The organism is Neisseria mucosa (genome assembly GCA_003028315.1).
Taxonomy (GTDB): domain Bacteria; phylum Pseudomonadota; class Gammaproteobacteria; order Burkholderiales; family Neisseriaceae; genus Neisseria; species Neisseria mucosa.
This window is the reverse complement of the sequence record CP028150.1, coordinates 804,711-827,235: the sequence shown is the minus strand read 5'-3', so window position 1 is coordinate 827,235 and position 22,525 is coordinate 804,711. Positions and strand designations below refer to the sequence as shown.

22 protein-coding genes are annotated in these 22,525 nt (G+C 51.2%); 6 read left to right on the top strand and 16 right to left on the bottom strand.

Annotated features, from left to right (window positions below):
- Positions 1-31 precede the first annotated feature (31 nt).
- From NM96_04065 to NM96_04055, 3 genes are all read right to left on the bottom strand, one after another.
- Positions 32-1,183 carry an ATP phosphoribosyltransferase regulatory subunit gene (locus tag NM96_04065; protein AVR78630.1) on the bottom strand — a complete coding sequence of 384 codons (1,152 nt, stop codon included), beginning with the start codon at positions 1,181-1,183 and terminating at the stop codon, positions 32-34.
- Positions 1,184-1,438: 255 nt separating this feature from the next.
- Positions 1,439-1,759: a hypothetical protein gene (locus NM96_04060; protein AVR78629.1), complete on the bottom strand. Its 321-nt coding sequence runs from the start codon at positions 1,757-1,759 to the stop codon at positions 1,439-1,441.
- 87 nt (positions 1,760-1,846) lie between these two features.
- On the bottom strand, positions 1,847-2,530 hold the full coding sequence (locus tag NM96_04055) for a ribulose-phosphate 3-epimerase (GenBank protein AVR78628.1): 684 nt from the start codon (positions 2,528-2,530) through the stop codon (positions 1,847-1,849).
- 255 nt (positions 2,531-2,785) lie between these two features.
- Here NM96_04055 and NM96_04050 point away from each other — a divergent pair, with 255 nt between their 5' ends.
- A complete protein-coding gene (locus NM96_04050; GenBank protein AVR78627.1) occupies positions 2,786-3,214 on the top strand; it encodes a hypothetical protein in 429 nt (142 codons plus the stop codon).
- A gap of 179 nt (positions 3,215-3,393) precedes the next feature.
- On the opposite strand, the gene NM96_04045 is transcribed toward NM96_04050, so the two are convergent.
- The 5 genes from NM96_04045 to aceF form a co-directional block, all read right to left on the bottom strand.
- On the bottom strand, positions 3,394-4,260 hold the full coding sequence (locus NM96_04045; protein AVR78626.1) for an AAA family ATPase: 867 nt from the start codon (positions 4,258-4,260) through the stop codon (positions 3,394-3,396).
- An 8-nt stretch (positions 4,261-4,268) separates the two neighbouring features.
- Complete coding sequence (locus tag NM96_04040; GenBank protein ID AVR78625.1) at positions 4,269-4,898, bottom strand: riboflavin synthase; 630 nt, start codon at positions 4,896-4,898, stop codon at positions 4,269-4,271.
- Between the two features lie 19 nt (positions 4,899-4,917).
- Positions 4,918-5,625 carry a tRNA (guanosine(46)-N7)-methyltransferase TrmB gene (locus NM96_04035; GenBank protein ID AVR78624.1) on the bottom strand — a complete coding sequence of 236 codons (708 nt, stop codon included), beginning with the start codon at positions 5,623-5,625 and terminating at the stop codon, positions 4,918-4,920.
- A gap of 466 nt (positions 5,626-6,091) precedes the next feature.
- Positions 6,092-7,879: a dihydrolipoyl dehydrogenase gene (lpdA, locus tag NM96_04030; GenBank protein AVR78623.1), complete on the bottom strand. Its 1,788-nt coding sequence runs from the start codon at positions 7,877-7,879 to the stop codon at positions 6,092-6,094.
- 87 nt (positions 7,880-7,966) lie between these two features.
- A complete protein-coding gene (gene aceF / locus NM96_04025; GenBank protein ID AVR78622.1) occupies positions 7,967-9,580 on the bottom strand; it encodes a dihydrolipoyllysine-residue acetyltransferase in 1,614 nt (537 codons plus the stop codon).
- Here aceF and NM96_04020 point away from each other — a divergent pair, their 5' ends adjacent.
- Positions 9,581-9,796 (top strand): methionyl-tRNA synthetase, encoded by a 216-nt coding sequence (locus NM96_04020; GenBank protein AVR78621.1) that lies wholly within the window; start codon positions 9,581-9,583, stop codon positions 9,794-9,796. It begins immediately after the preceding gene.
- Between the two features lie 24 nt (positions 9,797-9,820).
- Here the strand turns inward: NM96_04020 and aceE are convergent, their stop codons facing one another.
- From aceE to NM96_03995, 5 genes are all read right to left on the bottom strand, one after another.
- A complete protein-coding gene (aceE, locus tag NM96_04015) occupies positions 9,821-12,484 on the bottom strand; it encodes a pyruvate dehydrogenase (acetyl-transferring), homodimeric type (protein AVR78620.1) in 2,664 nt (887 codons plus the stop codon).
- A gap of 382 nt (positions 12,485-12,866) precedes the next feature.
- Positions 12,867-13,484: a Smr domain protein gene (locus tag NM96_04010; protein AVR78619.1), complete on the bottom strand. Its 618-nt coding sequence runs from the start codon at positions 13,482-13,484 to the stop codon at positions 12,867-12,869.
- A gap of 91 nt (positions 13,485-13,575) precedes the next feature.
- Positions 13,576-14,058: an N-acetyltransferase gene (locus tag NM96_04005; GenBank protein AVR78618.1), complete on the bottom strand. Its 483-nt coding sequence runs from the start codon at positions 14,056-14,058 to the stop codon at positions 13,576-13,578.
- A 78-nt stretch (positions 14,059-14,136) separates the two neighbouring features.
- Positions 14,137-15,273, bottom strand: coding sequence for a 5-(carboxyamino)imidazole ribonucleotide synthase (locus NM96_04000; GenBank protein AVR78617.1), 1,137 nt, complete (start codon positions 15,271-15,273; stop codon positions 14,137-14,139).
- 209 nt (positions 15,274-15,482) lie between these two features.
- Positions 15,483-15,770 (bottom strand): GIY-YIG nuclease, encoded by a 288-nt coding sequence (locus tag NM96_03995; GenBank protein AVR78616.1) that lies wholly within the window; start codon positions 15,768-15,770, stop codon positions 15,483-15,485.
- A gap of 1 nt (position 15,771) precedes the next feature.
- On the opposite strand from NM96_03995, the gene NM96_03990 reads away from it, so the two are divergent.
- On the top strand, positions 15,772-15,984 hold the full coding sequence (locus NM96_03990) for a hypothetical protein (GenBank protein ID AVR78615.1): 213 nt from the start codon (positions 15,772-15,774) through the stop codon (positions 15,982-15,984).
- 11 nt (positions 15,985-15,995) lie between these two features.
- Here the strand turns inward: NM96_03990 and NM96_03985 are convergent, their stop codons facing one another.
- Entirely contained in the window at positions 15,996-17,471 is a 1,476-nt protein-coding gene (locus NM96_03985) for an anthranilate synthase component I (GenBank protein ID AVR78614.1), read from the bottom strand.
- Positions 17,472-17,700: 229 nt separating this feature from the next.
- On the opposite strand from NM96_03985, the gene aroA reads away from it, so the two are divergent.
- Positions 17,701-18,999 carry a 3-phosphoshikimate 1-carboxyvinyltransferase gene (aroA, locus tag NM96_03980; protein AVR78613.1) on the top strand — a complete coding sequence of 433 codons (1,299 nt, stop codon included), beginning with the start codon at positions 17,701-17,703 and terminating at the stop codon, positions 18,997-18,999.
- Positions 19,000-19,114: 115 nt separating this feature from the next.
- On the opposite strand, the gene NM96_03975 is transcribed toward aroA, so the two are convergent.
- Positions 19,115-19,429, bottom strand: coding sequence for a hypothetical protein (locus tag NM96_03975; GenBank protein ID AVR78612.1), 315 nt, complete (start codon positions 19,427-19,429; stop codon positions 19,115-19,117).
- Complete coding sequence (locus tag NM96_03970) at positions 19,426-19,764, bottom strand: general secretion pathway protein GspG (protein ID AVR78611.1); 339 nt, start codon at positions 19,762-19,764, stop codon at positions 19,426-19,428. Before NM96_03970 ends, NM96_03975 begins: the two co-directional genes overlap by 4 nt.
- Before the next feature lie 145 nt (positions 19,765-19,909).
- Between NM96_03970 and NM96_03965 the strand changes: the two genes are divergently transcribed.
- The gene (locus NM96_03965) at positions 19,910-21,091 is read left to right on the top strand and encodes an aspartate aminotransferase family protein (protein ID AVR78610.1); all 1,182 of its coding nucleotides are present in this window, start codon (positions 19,910-19,912) and stop codon (positions 21,089-21,091) included.
- Between the two features lie 252 nt (positions 21,092-21,343).
- Positions 21,344-22,279: a dihydroorotate oxidase gene (locus tag NM96_03960; GenBank protein ID AVR78609.1), complete on the top strand. Its 936-nt coding sequence runs from the start codon at positions 21,344-21,346 to the stop codon at positions 22,277-22,279.
- The last annotated feature ends 246 nt before the right edge of the window (positions 22,280-22,525 follow it).

Genomic DNA, 22,525 nt, shown 5'->3' with positions numbered 1-22,525 from the left:
GATTTGCCTTTAATCTGCTATGAATGGGTATTTAAATTTTCTCAACCTGCCAAACGCCGTCCGACTTTTTCAGACGACCTGCAACCTCTTCCGAAGCGTTGTGTCCGATACCGTAGTCGACAACGACACACTGCCCTTGTTCACGCAGGGCTTCGACTGCTTCGCGAGCCGCTTCGGCATCTTCCGCATCGACCAAGACGACGGGCTGCCGCTCAATGGCGGGCAAACGTCCGATAAAGCTGCGCAAGTCGAAACTGAATCCCGTTGCCGGACGCGCACGGCCGAAATATTCGCCCAACCCGTCATAACGCCCACCCCGTGCGACCGCATCATGGAAATTGGAACCGTATGCCGCATACAGCAAGCCGGTGTGATAATTGTCGACGCGCAGTTCGGATAAGTCGATATGGACTTTCTGATTCGGGAATGCGTCGCACACTGCCTGCAATTCGTCCAACGCACTGCCGACTGCCGACAAATCCGGCAATCGTTCGCGCGCAGCGGACAACACTTCCCGTCCGCCATACAGACGCGGCAGCAGCGAGAATGCTTTTGCCCACATGCCGTCCAGCTTCCAAGCCTTAACCTGCGCTTCGACCGCTTCGGTATCTTTATCCTGCATCAACGCAAGCAACGTTGCGGACTGCTCCGCATCCAAATGCGCCGCATCGGACAAAGCGCGGAATACGCCGATATGGCCCAGCGACAGCAAAACCTCGCCCATATCGGCAATCTTCATGCTTTTGAGCATCAGGTCAATCAGCTCGATATCCGCCCGGATGTCGGTGAAACCATACATCTCCGCCCCCGCCTGCAAAGGTTCGCGCATATTGAGCAAACCTTCCGGCCGCGCGTGCAACACAGGACCTGCGTAACACAATCGGTTAATCCCTTGATTGGCGGACAAAAGATGCGCATCGATACGCGCCACTTGCGGCGTAATATCGGCGCGGATGCCTAGCTGCCGACCGCTCAGCTGATCGACCACCAAAATGGTTTTCAAAGACAAACCCGCGTCAATGTGCGTCAGCAGGGAATGGCTGTATTCCATCAGCGGAGGCTGTACCAGCTCGTAACCGTGCACTCGGAACAAAGTCAACAACTGCTCTCGCGCGCTTTCCAACTGTCGGGCGTTGGTCGGCAACACATCGGCAACATGTTCGGGAAGCTGCCAAGATTGCATGGGAATCTACCTTCTATCTGTTTTTGTAAACGCAAAGGGCTGCTTGAATTTAAAACCAGACGGACACACAGCCCGCTTCTCGAAATACGCCGCGCAAACGATGCAGCGTTTCCAACAAATCTGATTTTAAATTCAAACAGCCCCTGAATGACGGCTTTAAACCGCCGAGTTATTAAAAGCAGACTTTACCATACAAAACAGTTTTGTGCAGCCTGTTTTCATACAAAAGTCGTCTGAAAAAAGATGGGCAATCCTCTATTCGCAATGGAGATTGCTTGTTTTCTCTTTAAAAGAATCCATCGCAATTTGGCACATACGTTGCCGTTGTCCCAAATCTGCCGCAGGCAGCGATTGAAATAAAAATTTTGTATTGTTGCGTTGAAAATCGGCTTTCTTGCCTGCCTTTTTATAACACTCGTCTGCGCGTGCGAAATATTGACGGCAGATTTCCGGCAATTCTTCCAACGATAAAGGTTTGTGCTTATGCATCCCATGCGCTGACACAGCCAGCGGAGAGATTGCCAAAATCGCTGCCGCAACAAATTTCAAACTTTTTTGAAACCAATAATTTTTCATAATAAAACCTTAAAATCTATATCTACATGATGATTTTGCTTTTCGCAAAATCCGCTACATTTGTTTTCAGACGACCTCAAAGCTAACTCAACCAAGGTGCGCCAGTTGTCCGCGCATTTCGGTAATTACTGTCTTATAGTCCGGCTTGCCAAAGATGGCGGAACCTGCCACAAAAGTATCGGCGCCTACCGCCGCGACGGCGGCGATATTGTCGGTTTTGATGCCGCCGTCCACTTCGATGGCGATGTGCCGCCCGTTTTGTGCTTCGTACCGATCCAACATCGCCCGCACTTGACGGATTTTTTCAAGGGTATGCGGAATGAAGCTTTGTCCGCCGAAACCGGGGTTGACCGACATCAACAATACCATGTCCAGCCTGTCCAATACGTTTTCCAAAACGTAGGCGGGAGTTGCCGGATTCAACACCAATCCTGCCTGACAGCCCGCATCTTTAATCAGGCTGAGGCTGCGGTCGATATGGCGGCTGGCTTCGGGATGAAACGTGATAATCGACGCCCCTGCTTTGGCAAATGCCTGAATCAGATCATCAACAGGTTCGACCATCAGATGCACATCAATCGGCACAGTGGCATAAGGCTTCAACGCTGCGCAGACCATAGGGCCGAAAGTCAGATTCGGCACATAATGATTGTCCATCACGTCGAAATGAATCAAATCGGCTCCCGCTTCGATAACTTTCGTTACTTCTTCACCCAAACGGGCAAAATCGGCGGATAAGATACTGGGCGCAATACGGAAATTGTGGTTCATAGAAATCCAGTCGGATGGTGTGGTTTGATAAACGGATAATTTTTCATATTCTACCACCAACGCCTCACGCAACACTAACTATGCATTATTAATATTTAACAAAAGTAAGCATATGCATAAATAATTATAGGTTAAGGATATGTTTTGTCAGAAATAAAATAAAGATATGAAGTTAACAAAAGTTAACTGGAGGGATACTGCCTTTCACACGCTAATCGGGTATATTTGCGCGGTTACGGAAACTAGGAAAACGCTGTGTCTGCCGGATTCAAATCTTATTTACCCCTTTGCACATTATCAGTTGCGCTACTGATGGCTGTCAGCCCTGCGCACGCCGGTCCCCAATATATCAAGCTGGACGATTTTCAAGCCAATTGCGACATCCGCTCCCTTAATCTGACGCAAGACCAACACAATGCTTTGCGCCGTATCCGTAATGATTACAAACAGGCATCGGACAAAGCATACCGCAAACTCGTCCGCACAGACCGTAACCGCCGCCAAGTCATTATGAAAATCCTTGCGGCAGATAATTTCGATCAAAACAACGCTCGCGATTATGTCGAAACCCGCTACTTGTCAAGCATGGATTTCGCCGTGGAAGAATTAGAAATCCAACACCGCTTCTACCACCTGCTCAATCCGCGCCAACGCCAGATTTGGCTCTCTTCCTGCCTTCGCTGACATCTCGCCTTCCTGATTGGTCCGTACAAAAAGGTCGTCTGAAATCCTGTTTCAGACGACCTTTTGAACGATATGGCGATTCAAAGCGATGCGGCCGGAAGCAATTGAACCGGAAAAGGCTTTCCCTACCCTTATCCTCCCGCAGATTTCAGTACGGCAGACCTATTTCCCAAAAAAACTCAATCCAAAACCCGTTGTTCCGGCAAACGCCCTGCCCAATCGCACGCAAACTGCCAAGCCGAACGCCCCGAGCGGTTGCCGCGCATTTGCGCCCATTGCAACGCCGCCTTGCGTGCCGTTTCATCAAAATCCACACCGAAATCATCCAACCAATTTTCAACCGCTTGAAGGTAGTCGTTTTGATCGAACGGATAAAAACTCAACCACAAACCGAAGCGGTCGGACAGGGAAATTTTTTCTTCGACAGCCTCTTTTTGATGGATTTCGCCACGTATACCCGTTGTCCCGATATTTTCATCCATATATTCAGGCATCAGGTGGCGCCGGTTAGAGGTCGCGTACACCAACACGTTGCTGCATCTTTGCGACAAACCGCCGTCCAATGCGGTTTTTAGGGCTTTATAGGTTTCATCACCGGTTTCAAACGACAGGTCATCGCAGAATACGATGAATTTTTCGGGACGGTCTTTCAGCAAAAAAAGCAGCGCGGGCAGGCTGACCAAATCGCTCTTATCAACTTCAATCAGACGCAGCCCTTGTTCGGCATATTCGTGCAACAGGGCTTTGACCAGCGAGGATTTACCCGTTCCGCGCGAACCGCTCATCAAAACATTATTCGCGGAGCGGCCTGCCAAAAACTGCTCGGTATTGCGTTTGAGCTTTTCGGTTTGCGTCCCGACGGCAGCCAGACGGTCAAGCGGGAATGTATGCGGATTCGGCAGGCTTTCCAAAATCCCTTTTTTGCCGACGCTGTGCCAACGGTATGCCAAAGCGTTCCAGTCGGTTTTGCCGGGTTCTTCGGGCAACACCAAATCAAGACGGTTCAAAACGGAATAGGCTTTTTGCAAAAAGGCGGCAAGTTTCATATATATCCCTATTGTCCTGATGTGGCAGGATTTTGCTGCGCCATCACGCGCATCACGGTATCGACAACGGCTTGGGTCTGCGGGTCAATTTCGATATTGATGACGTCACCCTCTTTCCGGCTGCCAAACAAAGTGCGCGTCAAAGTTTCCGGAATCAGGTGGACATTGAATTCCGTATTGGTAACGTCGCCTATGGTTAGACTGCAACCGTCCAAGCCGACAAAGCCTTTGCTCAAAATATAGGGCTTGAGTTCGGGCGGCAGTGCAAACCATACCGTGCGGTTAAACTCGCTGCGCTCTATCCGCGTAATCTGCGTAGTCGTCATGATATGCCCGCTCATGACGTGTCCGCCGATCTCATCGCCGAAACGGGCGGCGCGTTCAAGATTGACCGCATCTCCCGTTTTCAGACGACCTAAATTGGTCTTTTCCAAGGTTTCTTTCATCAAATCAAAGCTGACCGTATCGCCGTCGATTTGAGTAATGGTCAGGCAGCAGCCGTTGTTGGCGACGGATGCGCCGATTTGCAGATGCTCGGTCATCCCATCGGGCAGTTTGACGACATGGGTGCGGAAATCGGCGGACGGTTCGCGGATAGCGATGATTTCGCCGACACCTTGGACGATACCTGTAAACATGGGAGATTCTCCAATCGGTTTATTTGATGCGTTTGAAAACCAAATCCCAAACGCCGTGCCCCAAACGTTTGCCACGGGCTTCAAATTTCGTTTCGGGACGGTAATCGGGCGTGGGCGCGTAATCGGCAGCGGTATTTTGCAAATTGTCAAAACCGCTCAACACTTCCAGCATCTGCTGCGCGTATTCTTCCCAGTCGGTCGCCAGATGGATATAGCCGCCGACTTTCAGCTTGGGCAGCAGTTTCTGCACAAACGGCGTTTGCACCAAGCGGCGCTTGTTATGGCGTTTTTTGTGCCAAGGGTCGGGAAAGAAAATGTGGATGCCGTCGAGCACGTCGTCTGAAAGCATATTTTCCACCACTTCGACCGCATCGTGCCGCATCACACGGATATTGCCGATGTGTTCTTCTTCAATCAATTTCAGAATGTTGCCGACGCCGGGACCGTGTACATCAATCGCCAAAAAGTCAGTATCAGGCAGGCGCTTGGCAATTTCAACAGTCGCCACACCCATGCCGAAACCGATTTCCAACACCTTGGGACGGTCGCTGCCGAAACGCTGGTTCAAATCCAACACAGAATCTTGGTAATCGATGCCAAACTGCGGCCACATTGTATCAATGGCACGCTGCTGCGCCGCAGTCATATGCCCTTGGCGCAACACAAAGCTGCGGATGGAGCGTTTGTGCGCTTCAGGAACGGTGGAATCCGGAGTTATTTCGTTCATAAATCATTTCTTGTATCTGATAAAACTGGGGAAAGGTCGTCTGAAAATCTGCGATATGTTTCAGACGACGTCTGAATGTATGGGGTCAACCTTCAAACGGTTTGTTTTATAGTTGATGAATAAACATGAGACAAGTTGCCGACAGTATAAATCCTACCGAACTCATTTGCTTGCTGTTTTAAAGCATGACTAAATGGTTGACTTGGAGCTTAGACACGCATTCTTGTTCATTCATTATATAGTGGATTAAATTTAAATCAGGACAAGGCGACGAAGCCGTAGACAGTACAGATAGTACGGCAAGGCGAGGCAACGCCGTACTGGTTTAAAGTTAATCCACTATATCGTTAATGAAATCACTATCACTGACAATATTCTGTTTGACGAAAAGGTCGTCTGAAAAATTCAGACGACCTTTGACTGATAAATGCAATGTCAGCAGTTTAATTCAACTGACTGAATACACTTATTTTTTCTTTTGAGCAGGCAGGTCGGTACAAGTACCCAGCGCCATTTCGGCAGCCATACCGATGGATTCGCCCAAGGTCGGGTGCGGGTGGATGGTTTTGCCGATGTCTGCCGCGTCGCAACCCATTTCGATTGCCAAGCAGATTTCGCCAATCATATCGCCGCCGTTCGGACCAACAATACCGCCGCCGATGATACGGCCGGTTTCGGCATCAAAAATCAGCTTGGTGAAGCCGTTATCGCAACCGTTGGCAATCGCACGGCCGGAAGCCGCCCATGGGAAGTTGGCTTTGGTGATTTTGCGGCCGGATGCTTTGGCAGACAATTCGGTTTCGCCAACCCATGCTACTTCGGGAGCAGTGTAAGCCACGCCCGGAATCACGCGGGCATCGAAGTAAGCTTTGTGTCCGGCGCAGTTTTCAGCGGCAACGTGGCCTTCATGAACGGCTTTGTGCGCCAGCATAGGCTGACCGACGATGTCGCCGATGGCGTAGATGTGCGGCACATTGGTACGCATTTGTTTGTCGACTTCGATGAAGCCTCGGTCGGTTACGGCAACGCCTGCTTTTTCGGCACTGATGAGTTTGCCGTTAGGTGCACGGCCGGCGGCAACCAATACGGCATCGTAGCGTTGCGGCTCTTTCGGTGCGTTTGCACCTTCGAAGGTAACGTAAACGCCATCTTCTTTGGGCTCGACTGCGACGGTTTTGGTGTTGATCATGATGTTGTCAAAACGGTATTCATTTTGTTTTTGCCATACTTTCACCAAATCGCGGTCTGCACCTTGCATCAGGCCGTCCATCATCTCAACGACGTCGAGGCGCGAACCCAGCGTGCTGTAAACCGTACCCATTTCGAGGCCGATGATACCGCCACCGATAATCAGCAGCTTGCCCGGTACTTCTTTCAGAGCCAAAGCACCGCTGGAATCGATGATGCGCGGATCTTCAGGGATAAACGGCAGCTTGGTTACGCGGCTGCCCGCTGCGATGATACAGTTTTTGAACGCAACGATTTTTTTCTCGCCGGTAGGCGTAGCCTGCTCGTACACGTCGCCGGTAGTCAGCGACACTTCCAAGTGGTGCGGATCCAAGAATTGACCGTCGCCTTGGATAACGTCCACTTTACGGCCTTTTGCCATACCTGCCAAACCAGTAGTCAGGCGGGAAACCACGCCTTCTTTGTAGCCGCGCAACATGTCGATGTCGAGTTCAGGCTCGGGGTATTTGATGCCGTTGGCAGCCAAGTGGCGCACTTCGTCAATAACGGCAGCGTTGTGCAACAAGGCTTTGGAAGGGATACAGCCGACGTTCAAGCAAACGCCACCCAAAGTTTTATAACGTTCAACGATGGCAACTTTCAAACCTTCGTCAGCAGCGGCAAATGCAGCGGAGTAACCGCCAGGGCCGCCACCCAATACGACTACGTCGTACTCTGCATCGGCAGAACCGCCGAATTGCGCCGCTTGCGGTGCAGGAGCGGCAGCTTTAGGGGCTTCTTGCACAGGAGCAGCAGCAGGTGCTTCGGCTTTAGGAGCGGCAGCCGCGCCTTCAGCTTCAACGACTACAATCAAGCCGCCTTCGGAGATTTTGTCGCCGACTTTGACTTTGACTTCTTTGACTACGCCCGCAACTTCGGCAGGTACGTCCATCGTCGCCTTGTCGGTTTCCAAGGTAATCAGGGTATCGTCAACGGCGATGGTGTCGCCTACGTTCACTTCAACCGCGATAATATCTACATTTTCGTGTCCGCCAATGTCGGGCACTTTCAATTCAACTAAGCTCATGTCTAATCTTTCTGAATGATATTCGGACTTCTGTTTTCAGACGACCTGTCAGGTTGTTTGCCGAAGGTCGTCTGAAATACGCTCGGATTACAGGGTAATGCGGCGGAAGTCTTTCAACAGGTTCGCCAGGAATACGGTAAAGCGCATACCGGCGGCACCGTCGATGACGCGGTGGTCAAAGGACAGGCTCAACGGACACATCAGGCGTGGAGCGAACTCTTTGCCGTTCCAAACCGGTTTGATTTGGGATTTGCACACGCCCAAAATAGCGACTTCAGGTGCGTTCACAATCGGAGTGAAGCCTGTACCGCCGATGCCGCCCAAGCTGGAAATGGTAAAGCAGGCGCCTTGCATTTCTTGCGGTTTGAGCTTGCCTTCGCGGGCTTTTTTAGACAATTCGGTCAGCTCTTGGCTGATTTCTTTCAGACCTTTTTGGTCCACGTCTTTGATGACGGGAACAACCAAGCCGTTCGGCGTGTCAGCTGCGAAACCGATATTGAAGTAGTTTTTCAGCACTAGGTTGTCGCCATCTAGAGAGGCATTGAATTCAGGGAAGGCTTTCAGCGCGGAAACGGAGGCTTTGATGATGAACGCCAACGGAGACAGTTTCACGCCTTCACGTTCCCATTCTTTGTTCAGCTGTTTGCGGAATTCTTCCAATTCGGTCATGTCCGCTTCTTCGTGAACGGTAACGTGCGGGATAACTACCCAGTTGCGGGACAGGTTTTGACCGGAAATTTTCTTAATGCGGGACAACTCTTTAACTTCGACATTGCCGAATTTGGAGAAGTCCACTTTAGGCCACGGCAGCAAGTCCAGACCACCGCCCAAAGATGCGCCGGCAGCAGCAGGTTTCGCCGCACCGCCTTGCATTACAGATTTCACAAAGGCCTTAATGTCATCGCCCATGATACGGCCTTTCAAGCCGGTACCTTTGACTTGACCCAAATCCACACCCAATTCGCGCGCCAGTTTGCGTGCGGAAGGACCCGCGTGTGCTTTGGCGAAAGCGGCTTCGTCGATTTTGGCAGCGGCAGGTACGGCAACAGGAGCCGGAGCGGCGGCAGGCGCGGCAGCCGGAGCAGGTGTCGCTGCCGGGGCTGCGGCTTGAGCAGGCGCGGGAGCGGGAGCGGCGGCAGAACCGGCGGTTTCCACTTCGATAATGGCAGTACCTTCGGATACTTTGTCGCCGACTTTCAGGAATACGGCTTTAACGACACCGGCGGCAGTACAAGGTACGTCCATAGTCGCTTTGTCGGTTTCCAAAGTAATCAGCGTGTCGTCTTCGGCAACGGTGTCGCCAACTTTGACTTCAACGGCGATTACATCTACACCAGTATGACCGCCAATGTCGGGAACGGCTACTTTAACGGTTGCACCGCCTGCGGGAGCGGCAGCGGGTACAGCGGCAGGCGCAGGTTGTGCTTCAGCCGCAGGAGCCGGAGCGGCTTCAGCAGCGGCAGCACCGGTTTCAACGGTCAGAATCACACCGCCTTCGGAGATTTTGTCGCCAACTTTGACTTTCACTTCTTTCACAACGCCTGCTGCATCGGCAGGTACGTCCATAGTGGCTTTGTCGGTTTCCAGAGTAATCAGGGTGTCGTCAACGGCGATGGTGTCGCCCGCTTTGACTTCTACTGCGATGATATCGACGTTTTCATGACCGCCGATATCGGGTACTTTGATTTCTACGATACTCATTTGAGTTCCTTTGATGATTTCGGTTTGAGGTCGTCTGAAAAACAGTTTCAGACGACATCACTTATGTTTTCCGGCACGGATAACCATTTCCAAGACAGCTTTTCTGCGCTTCGAACCTTTTGCACGACTTACGCCCGCAGCCCGGTAATTCAAGGTTTATCCGTTATACAAACCGTCAACGTATTCTTGATTCAGACGACCCCGCAAGCAAATTGACTTTGAGGTCGTCTGAAAACAGGATTAGCGTTTCCAGCTTGGCGCCACGTCGGCATTGATGCCGTATTTTTCGATGGCTTGTTGAACGGTTTCTTTGCTGACTTTGCCTTGTTCTGCCAATGCGCTCAATGCTGCCACGGCAACGTTGTAGCGGTCCACTTCGAAGAAGCGGCGCAGGTTGGCACGGCTGTCGGAACGGCCGAAACCATCGGTACCTAAGACATGGTAGTCGTTCGGGATGTACGCGCGGATACGGTCGGCATAGCTGCGGATATAGTCGGTAGCGGCGATAACCGGACCGTCATGACCTTGCAGTTGTGAGGTAACGAAAGGCACTTTTTCAGCTTCCAGCGGATGCAGGCGGTTGAAACGTTCTACTTCGATGGCATCGCGGTGCAACAGGTTGAAGGATGGGCAAGACCAAATGTCTGCTTCTACGCCGAAGTCAGCTTTCAGCAATTCGGCACCGGCAATCACTTCTTGCAGGATGGTACCGGAACCCATCAATTGAACTTTCTTGTCGCCTTTGCCACCGGCTTTCAGCAAGTACATACCTTTCAGGATGTCTTGTTCCGCACCTTCAGGCATGTCCGGATGAGCGTAGTTCTCGTTCATCAGAGTGATGTAGTAGAACACATCTTCGTTATTGGCATACATACGGCGCAGACCGTCTTGTACGATAACGGCCACTTCATATTGGAAGGTCGGATCGTATGTTACGCAGTTCGGGATCAAATCAGCTTGAATGTGGCTGTGGCCGTCTTCGTGCTGCAGGCCTTCACCGTTCAAGGTCGTACGACCGGCAGTACCGCCCAACAGGAAGCCGCGCGCGTGCATATCGCCGGCAGCCCATGCCAAGTCGCCGACACGTTGGAAACCGAACATAGAGTAGTAAATGTAGAACGGAATCATCGCGAAGTCGCTGTTGGCATAGCTGGTCGCTGCAGCAATCCAGTCAGCCATCGCGCCAGGCTCATTAATACCTTCTTGCAGGATTTGACCGTCAACAGACTCTTTATAGAACATCAGTTGGTCTTTGTCTTGCGGGGTGTATTGTTGGCCTTTCGGATTCCAAATACCGTATTGGCGGAACATGCCTTCCATACCGAAGGTACGGCTTTCGTCAGGAACGATAGGTACGACACGTTTGCCGATTTTTTTGTCTTTCAGCAAAGTAGACAGGATGCGGACGAAAGCCATAGTGGTTGAGAATTCACGGTCGCCGCTGGATTTCAGTTGAGTCTCAAATGCTGACAACTCAGGCACTTCTAGAACTTCTTGGGTAGGCTTGCGTTGAGGCAGGTAGCCGCCCAAAGCTTCGCGGCGTGCGTGCAAATATTTGTACTCTTCGCTGTCGGGAGCGAAAGTCAGGTAAGGCAGATCGCCGCTGTCGATTTGCTCGTCGGTAACCGGAATGTCAAAGCGGTCGCGGAATTGTTTCAGAGACGCTTTGTCCATTTTTTTGGCTTGGTGGGCAACGTTTTGACCTTCGCCGGATGCACCCATACCATAACCTTTAATGGTTTTTGCCAAAATTACGGTAGGTTTGCCATCTGCATGGTTAGCTGCGCGGTCATAAGCGTTGTACACTTTTTGAGGGTCGTGACCGCCACGGTTCAATGCCCAAATTTCGTCATCGGTCATATCGGCAACCAATGCTTTCAATTCAGGGGTATTGAAGAAATGTTCGCGGACGTACGCACCGTCTTTGGATTTGTAAGTTTGGTAGTCGCCGTCCAAACATTCTTCCATGCGTTTGCGCAGGATACCGTCTTTGTCTTTTGCCAAGAGGCGGTCCCAACGGCGGCCCCAAATGACTTTGACAACATTCCAGCCTGCGCCGGCAAAGTTGCCTTCCAATTCTTGGATGATTTTGCCGTTACCGCGGACAGGACCGTCCAAACGTTGCAGGTTACAGTTGATGACGAAAATCAGGTTGTCCAAACCTTCGCGTGCGGCCAATGCGATGGCGCCTTGTGATTCAGGTTCGTCCATTTCGCCGTCGCCGCAGAAACACCATACTTTACGGCCTTTGGTTTTTGCCAGACCGCGGGATTCCAAGTATTTCAGGAAACGGGCTTGGTAAATCGCCATGATCGGACCCAAACCCATAGATACGGTTGGGAATTGCCAGAAATCAGGCAGCAAGTGCGGATGCGGGTAAGAAGGCAGACCATGTCCGTCTACTTCCTGACGGAAATTGTTCAGTTGGTCTTCAGTCAGACGGCCTTCAACGAAAGCGCGGGCATAGATACCTGGAGAAACGTGGCCTTGGAAGAATACCAAATCACCTTCTTCGCCTTCGCCTTTAGCTTTCCAGAAGTGGTTGAAACCCACTTCGTACATGGTTGCGGCAGATTGGAAAGATGCAATATGCCCACCCAGCTCCAAATCTTTTTTACCGGCGCGCAATACGATGGCGGCGGCGTTCCAGCGCACGAATGCACGGATGCGGTGTTCGATGTTTTGATCGCCCGGAATGCCTTTTTCGTCTTCAACCGAAACGGTATTCAAATACGGGGTGGTTGTGCCGTGAGGCATACGGACGCCTTTGTCGCGGCTGTATTTAACCAGATGCTCCAACAAGTATTGTGCGCGTTCGCTGCCTTCGTATTCTAGAACTGAGCTTAACGCGTCCAACCACTCTTGGGTTTCAATCGGGTCAACATCGTGTAATTGGGTGGACATAGTATCTATCCTTATGTTGAGTGTTATTCAATGACGGAGGGTTATACCCCTAATGTTTTCGTTTGCGAAAATTGGTATACAAAAACGAAAAGTTTCTAAAATCAAATCAAATAAAATTAGATAATCTAAATCTTTTCAATCAGTTAAAAACCGGATTAAAAACAAAAGACGCACTGGTGAATTTATTTGAATCTGCTTCGCTTCGAATCCTATCAGCAAACGGTATAACTAGCAAATTTCAATTTAATATATTCAAAAACAATCAAACTTTTCCCATTTAATTTTCTTTTTTAACACAAAAACGAAAATAAAATGAAAAAAACCGAAATAACCTTTTAACCGTTTTTGAAATAGCTTTGCTGCTATATTTCAGACGACCTTTTTACTGCTCCTCCGAATGCCGGCGTTTGATAAGGATGCGGACAGCGCCGTCATTACCCTCGCGAGGTTCGATATAGGCAAGAACATCCGGATGCTGCATCAGCCAACGGCGCGTCATATTTTTTAAAACAGGTTTATAACCTGCCGAACCCAAGCCGCTACCGTGGACAATTTCGGCACAAACGCCACGCTTTTGGACAAACACGATAAATTCATTTAATACCTGTTGCGCTTCCTCTTGCGTATAGCCATGCAAATCAACATCGGCAACGACGGGATAATGGCCGTTACGCAGGCGTTGCAGGTCGTTTTTACCTTGCCCGTTCTTACTGAACGAAGCAGGCGGCTCATCCCAACCGCCGTTGCCGATATAAAAATAATCTTCCTCATTTAATGAAGATGCTTCTTTCGGACGCGGCTTTATCGGCGATTTATCGCGTGGAGCAGAATAATATTGCGAAGTTTGTTTCAACGGGGTTACCGTCCCGACCATGCTTGCAAAATCGGCATTCTCGGCTTCCTGCTTTTTAGCTGCCGCTTCTGCTGCAGCCTTTTCTTCCGCTTCTTTTTTCGCCTGTTTACCTAAGGCCTGAAGGGTAGATTGGAAATCTGTTTTCATAAATGGATACCTGAAACGCTAAACGATTTTCAGACGACCTCTTTTACAAACAAGGTCGTCTGAAAACGGGAAAAATGATTGACGGTTGTATCTAAAGGTATTTACGCATTAATTCGCATTCGACTTTGACTTCCCGATTCAACTGCAACACCGCAGAACCCAAAGAGTCATAACGGTTGATGCGGTAAAACGGAACGGAATTGAGCGAGGCATAAAGTTTTAAAAAACTCAATCCGGCATGATGCGCCAACTCTTCGGCACGCCTCAGCAATGCCGTACCCAAACCTTGATTATGGAAAATCGGATGCACATAAAGCGCGTCTAATTGCGCTTCCTTAAAATCGACTTGGAAAAATCCACGGATGGCCCCTTTGTATTCCACCACCCACAAAGCCTTATCCGGATCGTCAATGGTATGGCGGTAGCTTTCAGTGTCCAACAGTGCTTCCCATGCCTGAAGCACGTTCTCGTCGTAGCTTCTAATGCAGGCAAATTGGGCGGCATGAAGATGGGCATTATGGATGGCTTGGCAATCTTGTACTGTGGCGGGACGGAGTATGGTCAACAGGCTCATGATTCGGTACGTTATGTCTAACTTTCAGACGACCTTGATTGATTCTGAGGTCGTCTGAACATTTTGAAAATCAGCAAATTATAAACTTTGATGCAGTTTCACCGCTGCATCAAAAGCAGTGTCGGCATCGGCGGACAAAACGGTGAAATGCCCCATTTTGCGGCCTTTCCGCGCGGCCTTTTTGCCGTACAGGTGCAGGTGCGCGTTCGGATGGTTTTGCAACGGCAGCCAATTCGGTTCGCCGTCGTCTTCCTGCCAAACGTCGCCCAAAATATTCGCCATGCAGCATGAAGAAAGCAGCTTGGTGTCGGCGGGCGGCAGATTGCACATAATGCGTACCTGCTGCTGGAACTGGTCTGCGGCGCAGGCATCGATGGTGTGGTGGCCGGAATTGTGCGGGCGCGGGGCGATTTCGTTGACGACCAATTCGTGCGTGTCGCCGACGACGAACATTTCCACCGCCAATACCCCGACATAATCCAATTCGTCCGCCAAGCGTTGCGCCATTTGCCGCGCCTGTTGTTGCACGTCGGCACTCAACCGCGCGGGGACGATGGAATAAGCCAAGATGCCGTTTTCGTGGATGTTTTCGGCGGGGTCGAAGGTTTGCACATTTTCATTGTTCAGACGACATACGATAACGGAAATCTCGCCGCGCAAATCCACCATTTTTTCCAAAACACAATCCACGCCGCCGTGTTCGGCAAACGCGGCTTTGAGTTCGTCCACCGTTTTGACGCGGATTTGCCCTTTGCCGTCGTAGCCCAAAGTAGCCGTTTTCAGGATGCCGGGCAAAAATTGCGCGCTTTCTTCGCTGATGTCATCTGAACGGTAAACCGCTTGATACGGCGCGGTTTGCAGCCCCGCTTTGCGTATCCATGCTTTTTCCTGAATACGATTTTGCGCGATGGCCACGCAGTCGCCGCTAGGGGAAACATTGGTATGTTTTGCCAAAAAGCGCATCGCGTCGGCATTGACGTTTTCAAATTCAGTGGTAACCGCCGCGCATTTTGCCAATTCGTCCAAAGCGCCTTGGTCGTCAAACGGCGCGCACAAATGGCGGTCGGCAAATTCCGCCGCCGGCGCGTTCGGATCGGGGTCGAGAACGGTTACTTTGTAGCCCATGGTTTTGGCGGCAACGGTAAACATTCTGCCTAATTGGCCGCCGCCGAGGATGCCGAGCATGGCTGGCGGGAGGATGGGGGATTTGTTCATAGCGTTTTAATCTGTCTGTGTTCTGCTGTTTATTTCAGGTCGTCTGAAACCGTCAGTCCGTCATTCCCGCGCAGGCGGGAATCCAGAGGGTAAATATCCTGCAATGTTTAAAGATTCCTGAAACCTAAGAGTCTGGATTCCCGCCTGCGCGGGAATGACGAAATTCAAGGGGTACCAAGGTTAAATTACATGTTTTATGGAAATGATGGTTATTTAATAATCTCAAACCATAAATCCTGCCAACCTGGATTTTTCTCTTCAATAAGGCGCAGCTTCCATTGCCGATTCCATTTTTTCAGTTGCTTTTCCCTGGTAATGGCGTGTTCCATCGTGGAATGCAGTTCATACCAAACCAACATGGTTACATGATGCTGATTTGTAAATCCTTGCGCCAAATGTTCTCTATGTTGGTAAACACGTTGGATAAGATTGGATGTTACACCGATATACAGCGTTCCGTTTCTTTGGCTGGCGAGTATGTAAACGGCAGGTTGCATCATGTTTCTGCAAAAAACTTTAATCCGTCATTCCCGCGTAGACGGGAATCCAGGCCTCCGGTTTTCAGGAATATTTAAAGATTACCGTCATTTCAAATTTCTGGATTCCCGCCTGCGCGGGAATGACGCAGTAAAGGTAGCTGTTCTAATCAAACGATTGCTGCTTATTGTTTGGATTTTCAGACGGCCTGTTGATTCCTTAAAGGCCGTCTGAAAACTCCAAGTCTACCTATCCAACCCTTCCTGCACCATCTGCGCCGCCCTGACTACTGCTCGGGCTTTGTTCTGCGTTTCCTGCCATTCGGAGGTCGGGTCGGAGTCGGCGACGATACCTGCGCCGCTTTGGACGTATAGCGTGTTGTTTTTCACCACGGCGGTACGGATGGCGATTGCCAAATCCATATCGTTGTTGAAACCCCAGACGCCGACGGCGCCGCCGTAGATGCCGCGTTTGCTCGGTTCGACTTCTTCGATGATTTCCATGGCACGGACTTTGGGTGCGCCGGAGAGTGTGCCGGCGGGGAACGTGGCGGCGAGGATGTCCATGTTGGTAATGCCCTCTTTCAGACGACCTTCGACGTTGGAAACGATGTGCATCACATGGGAGTATTTTTCAATCACCATTTTGTCGGTTACTTTGACTTCGCCCGTTTTGCTGATGCGTCCGACGTCGTTGCGCCCTAAATCGATAAGCATGACGTGTTCGGCAATTTCTTTGGCGTCGCTTAATAAATCCTGCTCGTTGGCAAGGTCTTCGGCAGGTGTTTTGCCGCGCAGGCGCGTGCCGGCGATGGGACGGACGATGACGTCGTCGCGTTCGCGGCGGACGAGGATTTCGGGCGAGGAACCGACGATGTGGAAATCGCCGAAATCGTAGTAAAAGAGATAAGGCGAGGGGTTGAGCGTGCGCAAGGCGCGGTAGAGGGCGAGCGGGCTGTCGGTGAATTCCATGCTCATGCGCTGGCTGGGGACGACCTGCATACAGTCGCCTGCGAAGATGTAGTCTTTGATTTTGTCGACGCAGGCTTTGAACGGCTCTTCGCCGAACTCGCTGACGGCTTCGGTGTGTTTGCTGCCGAGCGAGAGCGGGATAGCGCAGCTTTGACGCAACTGGGTGCGGATGTCTTCGAGGCGTTCGCGGGCGCGTTCGTAGCCGTCGGGCTGCGAGGGATCGGCGTAAACGATGAGGTGGATTTTGCCGCTTAAATTGTCGATAACCGCCAACTCTTGCGACAGCATCAGCAAGATGTCGGGTGTGCCAAGCGGGTCGGCTTTGGCGCTGTTTTTCAGGCGGTGGGCGAAGTGTTCGAAATTGTAGATGGTTTCGTAACCGAAGTAGCCGACTAATCCGCCGGTAAAGCGCGGCAGGCTTGGGATTTCGGGCGTTTTGAAGCGGTTGTGGAAGGCTTCGATAAAGGGCAGCGGATTGCCGTCGTGTTGCTCGACTATTTCGCCGTTTTGATAAACATCGACGTGTTTGCCGCTGACTTTGAGATAGTGGCTGCAAGGCAGGCCGATAAAGGAATAGCGGCCGAAACGTTCGCCGCCGACAACGGATTCGAGCAGGTAGGTATAGGGGCGGTTGGCGAGTTTGAGATAGAGGGAAAGCGGCGTATCCAAGTCGGCAAGGAGTTCTTGCACGAGCGGGATGCGGTTGTAGCCTTGGGCGGCTTGGGCTTGGTATTCTTGTTTGCTGATCATTTCTATTCCGTTTGTCGGGTACTTTTCAGACGACCTTGCGAACGTGTAAAAGTCTTTGAAAATCTTGGGACGACGCGCTTGGCGGGCATAAAAAACAAGCCCGCGCCATCGTTGCAAAATTGCGGAAAAGTATAACATTTTATGCGGATTGTTGACAGTTTTGGTTTTTCAGACGACCCCTCCCTACCGTATAATGCCGTTTTCTGTTTCCGCTTCCCAAACGACCATCATGACCGAATCCATCCGCCTCCCCGCCGCCTCGCTCAAACCCGCCACCGTCGCCCTGCCCGGCTCCAAAAGCATCAGCAACCGCACCCTGCTGCTTGCCGCCTTGTCCGACAACACTTGCGAAATCCATTCCCTGCTCAAATCCGACGATACCGACCGTATGTTGGAAGCGCTCGATAAACTCGGCGTTGAAATCGAATATCTTGCCGAAGGTCGTCTGAAAGTACACGGCACAGGCGGACAATTTCCAAACCGCACTGCCGATTTGTTTTTAGGCAACGCGGGAACGGCATTCCGTCCGCTGACTGCCGCGCTGGCGGTTTTGGGCGGCGATTATCATCTGCACGGCGTTGCGCGTATGCACGAACGCCCTATCGGCGATTTGGTCGATGCGCTGCGGATTGCCGGCGCCGATGTCGAATATCTCGGCAACGAACACTATCCACCGCTTCATATCGGCGAACGCCAAGACCGCGGCGAGCGTGTGATTCCGATTAAAGGCAATGTGTCCAGCCAGTTTCTGACCGCCCTCTTGATGGCGTTGCCGCTGACCGGGCAGGCATTTGAAATCCGTATGGTCGGCGAGTTGATTTCCAAGCCCTATATCGACATCACCTTGAAACTGATGGCGCAATTCGGCGTACAGGTTGCCAATGAAGACTACCGCGTCTTCAAAATTCCCGCAGATGCGCACTACCACGCGCCCGAACATCTGCACGTCGAAGGCGATGCCTCCAGCGCGTCCTACTTCCTCGCAGCAGGTTTGATTGCCGCCACGCCCGTCCGCGTTACCGGTATCGGCGCAAACAGCATACAGGGCGATGTCGCCTTTGCCCGCGAGCTGGAAAAAATCGGGGCGGATGTGGTGTGGGGTGAAAACTTCGTCGAAGTCTCGCGTCCGAAAGAACGTACCGTCCAAGCCTTTGATTTGGATGCGAACCATATCCCCGATGCCGCCATGACCCTCGCCATCGTTGCCCTTGCCACAGGACAAACCTGCACGCTGCGCAACATCGGTTCATGGCGCGTCAAGGAAACCGACCGCATCGACGCGATGGCAAACGAGTTGCGCAAACTCGGTGCAAAAGTCGTCGAAGAAGCCGAAGCGATTCACATCACCCCGCCTGAAACGCTGACACCCGACGCCGTCATCGACACTTACGACGACCACCGCATGGCGATGTGTTTCTCGCTGGTTTCCCTGTTGGGCGTACCCGTCGTCATCAACGACCCGAAATGCACCCATAAAACCTTCCCGACTTATTTTGAAGTGTTCTCATCGCTGACCGACGCGGTTTAAAGCGGAAGAACGTTTACCCAAACAAAAAGGTCGTCTGAAAATAAGTCGAGCGGGTCGCGCTCAAACCTTTCAGACAACCTTTTTATATGGCTGCAAGGACAAAAGACATCCGTCCTTACCATCCCCTGTCCGAATATCCTGAATCTTGCGGAACAGAGTAACCGCCCTCTTCCGATGCAGGCGGATAAGAACCCGGATACACACCGTCGTCTGAAACAGGACGGCGTTTTTTACCTTTATCCTTTTCTTTGTCTTTCTTTTTATCTCTGTCGGGAATGACGGCATCAATAACTGCGCCCGTACCTTTGACGACAACCTTGCCCGCCGTCATGACGGTCGTTACCGCCAAATCGACTGCCGCTCTGACGACGCAACCGTTCAGCGCCAGGCAGACCAAAGGCAGAAGCAAGGTTTTCATCTTCATTTTCATGAATGCGAACATCCGCAATGACCGTCATGCCCGCCATCACAGCCCGCCGCATGTTCGTGCCACGCGTCATCGTCGCCGTCAAACTCTTCCATTTCGTCAAACTCACCGTTTTCGACCAATTCGACCAACTCTTCCAAACTTTGCGCCCCTTCTACCCAAAAACACGGAATATCGGGTGGCGTATCGGGAGCCAGCAGGGCTGCATCGCCCTCGTGCCAAGCTATCCAATAGCCGTTGGCCGTTTGAACAAATTGCGCGCCGGGATGAATGGTTTCGCCTTCGGTGCCAACCAGCATACGCTCGGCAATTTCAGTCTGATAAGGCAGGATGTTCATGATATTCTTTCTACGGTCGGTAAAATACATATTGTAGCCGAAATTTCTACTTACTTTGCGTCCCGCCCATTCCGGCTTGAAGCTTTGTTTCGGGCGGCGCATAATCCCCGCTTATTTTCAATAAATTCACTGCAAAGGAAATCGGATGCAAAACTACCTGACTCCCAACTTTTCATTCGCCCCTATGATTCCAGAACGCGCCCTCGGCAGCCGCGTCTGGGATATTGAAGGTCGTGAATATATCGACTTGTCGGGCGGTATCGCGGTCAATGCGTTGGGACACTGCCATCCCGATTTGGTTGCCGTGCTGGCAGAGCAGTCGCAAAAATTGTGGCATATTTCCAATATCTACACGACCAAGCCAGCGCAGGAATTGGCGAAAAAGCTGGTAGAGCATACCTTCGCCGATAAAGTGTTTTTCTGCAATTCCGGCGCGGAAGCCAACGAAGCCGCGCTGAAACTGGCGCGCAAATACGGTCGCGATCATTTCGGCGAACACAAAACCGAAATCATCTCCTGCCTCAACAGCTTCCACGGCCGTACGCTGTTTACTGTCTCAGTCGGCGGTCAGCCCAAATACAGCAAAGACTACGCGCCGCTGCCGCAAGGCATTACCTACGTTCCGTTCAACAATATTGCTGCATTGGAAGCCGCCATCAGCGAAAACACCTGTGCGGTAATCATCGAGCCGATTCAAGGCGAAAGCGGCATCCTGCCCGCGACGCAGGAATATCTGCAAGCCGCGCGCCGTTTGTGCGACAAACACGGCGCATTGCTGATTTTAGACGAAGTGCAAACCGGTATGGGACACACGGGCAAACTGTTCGCCTACGAACATTACGGCATTACGCCCGATATTCTCAGCTCCGCCAAAGCCTTAGGCGGCGGCTTCCCCATCGGCGCGATTCTGACCACTGACAAAATCGCTCCGACCTTCGGGCCGGGGACGCACGGCTCAACTTTCGGCGGCAACCCGATGGCGTGCGCCGTCGGCAGCCGCGCGTTCGACATTATCAATGCGCCGGAAACCTTGGCACATGTCGAAAAACAAGGACAAAAATTTCAGACGACCTTGCGGGAATTGGGCGAGAAAACTGGCGTGTTTAAAGAAGTCCGCGGTATGGGGCTGCTCATCGGCTGCGTGCTAGCAGACAAATACCAAGGTCGCGCTTCGGAAATTACTGCTGCCGCGCTGAAACACGGTTTGATGGTATTGGTTGCCGGATCCGATGTTGTGCGCTTTGCGCCCAGCCTGCTGCTAAATGATGAAGATATGGCGGAAGGACTGAAACGCTTGGAGGCCGCATTAACGGAATGGATAGTCTGATTTAAGAAATTACGAACCAAGGCTTTCTTGGCTATTTCAAAAATTTTTATCAATCACCGTGGCTTATTCACGTTAAAGGTCGTCTGAAAACAAGCAAAACAAGTTTTCAGACGACCTTTTTGCGTCTTCTCTTCATCACTTAAAACAACATTTTCCTACATAACCTGTCATTTGATGTTCGTTAAAAAATGCGTTGCCTATTCGTGTTACGCTTCGCAAACAAATTGATTTTTCAAGGGAAAGGAGCAGGGTATGCCGTCGTTGAGAACGCAAATCGCCGGTTTTTCTTTTGACAACTGTTTGATGAACGCCGCGGGCGTAGCGTGTATGACTGTGGAAGAATTGGAAGAAGTCAGGCAATCCTCCGCGGGCAGCTTCGTCACCAAAACGGCGACGCTGGAAGCGCGTGCGGGCAATCCCGAACCGCGTTATCGCGATGTGCCGCTGGGCAGCATCAACTCCATGGGTTTGCCGAATCAAGGCATTGATTACTATTTGGATTATTTGCTGAGCCTTCAAGAATCGCAGCCCGAACGGACATTTTTCCTTTCGCTGGTCGGTATGTCGCCCGATGAAACACACACGCTGTTGAAAAAAGTGCAAAACAGCGGATTTAAAGGCATTACCGAACTCAACCTTTCCTGTCCAAACGTCCCCGGCAAGCCGCAAATCGCCTACGACTTTGAAGCAACCGAGCGGATTTTGGGCGAAGCCTTCAGCTACTTCGACAAGCCTTTGGGCATCAAACTGCCGCCGTATTTTGACATCGTCCATTTCGACCAGGCGGCGGAAGTGTTCAACCGTCATCCGCTGAAATTCGTCAACTGCGTTAATTCAATCGGCAACGGCATGTATATCGAAGACGAATCCGTCGTGATCCGACCTAAAAACGGCTTCGGCGGCATAGGCGGCGAATACATCAAACCGACTGCGCTTGCCAACGTCCACGCTTTCTACCAAAGATTGAATCCGTCCATCCAAATCATCGGCACAGGCGGCGTTTATACCGGTCGCGATGCGTTCGAACATATCTTGTGCGGCGCGAGCATGGTGCAAATCGGCACGGCGCTGCATCAGCAAGGCGTCGAAGTTTTCGAACGCGTTTCGCTTGGCTTGAAAGCCATCATGGTGCAAAAAGGCTATGAGACGATCGAAGACTTCAAAGGCAAACTGAAATATCTGGGGTAAGTCTGCTCAGATGAAGGGGAAAAGGTCGTCTGAAAACCAGAATCGGGCTTTCAGACGACCTTAGTATTTTGGATTTAGAAATACACTTCATCTCCCGAACCCGGGTAACTTGCCAAACAACCATTTTCTTTACATGCAAAGCTTTTCTGCGCTTTTTGATTGACATCCCATTCCCAAGAACGGTAAGCGGATCAACACCATCTACGAAAGCGGAACGAACCAATAAGAATCTTTTCCGTTGCCATA

Coding starts and splice junctions, on each gene's coding strand:
- NM96_04065 (AVR78630.1), bottom strand. CDS start 1,183: ATGCAATCTTGGCAGCTTCCCGAACATGTTGCCGATGTGTTGCCGACC.
- NM96_04060 (AVR78629.1), bottom strand. CDS start 1,759: ATGAAAAATTATTGGTTTCAAAAAAGTTTGAAATTTGTTGCGGCAGCG.
- NM96_04055 (AVR78628.1), bottom strand. CDS start 2,530: ATGAACCACAATTTCCGTATTGCGCCCAGTATCTTATCCGCCGATTTT.
- NM96_04045 (AVR78626.1), bottom strand. CDS start 4,260: ATGAAACTTGCCGCCTTTTTGCAAAAAGCCTATTCCGTTTTGAACCGT.
- NM96_04040 (AVR78625.1), bottom strand. CDS start 4,898: ATGTTTACAGGTATCGTCCAAGGTGTCGGCGAAATCATCGCTATCCGC.
- NM96_04035 (AVR78624.1), bottom strand. CDS start 5,625: ATGAACGAAATAACTCCGGATTCCACCGTTCCTGAAGCGCACAAACGC.
- lpdA (AVR78623.1), bottom strand. CDS start 7,879: ATGAGCTTAGTTGAATTGAAAGTGCCCGACATTGGCGGACACGAAAAT.
- aceF (AVR78622.1), bottom strand. CDS start 9,580: ATGAGTATCGTAGAAATCAAAGTACCCGATATCGGCGGTCATGAAAAC.
- aceE (AVR78620.1), bottom strand. CDS start 12,484: ATGTCCACCCAATTACACGATGTTGACCCGATTGAAACCCAAGAGTGG.
- NM96_04010 (AVR78619.1), bottom strand. CDS start 13,484: ATGAAAACAGATTTCCAATCTACCCTTCAGGCCTTAGGTAAACAGGCG.
- NM96_04005 (AVR78618.1), bottom strand. CDS start 14,058: ATGAGCCTGTTGACCATACTCCGTCCCGCCACAGTACAAGATTGCCAA.
- NM96_04000 (AVR78617.1), bottom strand. CDS start 15,273: ATGAACAAATCCCCCATCCTCCCGCCAGCCATGCTCGGCATCCTCGGC.
- NM96_03995 (AVR78616.1), bottom strand. CDS start 15,770: ATGCAACCTGCCGTTTACATACTCGCCAGCCAAAGAAACGGAACGCTG.
- NM96_03990 (AVR78615.1), top strand. CDS start 15,772: ATGTTTCTGCAAAAAACTTTAATCCGTCATTCCCGCGTAGACGGGAAT.
- NM96_03985 (AVR78614.1), bottom strand. CDS start 17,471: ATGATCAGCAAACAAGAATACCAAGCCCAAGCCGCCCAAGGCTACAAC.
- aroA (AVR78613.1), top strand. CDS start 17,701: ATGACCGAATCCATCCGCCTCCCCGCCGCCTCGCTCAAACCCGCCACC.
- NM96_03975 (AVR78612.1), bottom strand. CDS start 19,429: ATGAAAATGAAGATGAAAACCTTGCTTCTGCCTTTGGTCTGCCTGGCG.
- NM96_03970 (AVR78611.1), bottom strand. CDS start 19,764: ATGAACATCCTGCCTTATCAGACTGAAATTGCCGAGCGTATGCTGGTT.
- NM96_03965 (AVR78610.1), top strand. CDS start 19,910: ATGCAAAACTACCTGACTCCCAACTTTTCATTCGCCCCTATGATTCCA.
- NM96_03960 (AVR78609.1), top strand. CDS start 21,344: ATGCCGTCGTTGAGAACGCAAATCGCCGGTTTTTCTTTTGACAACTGT.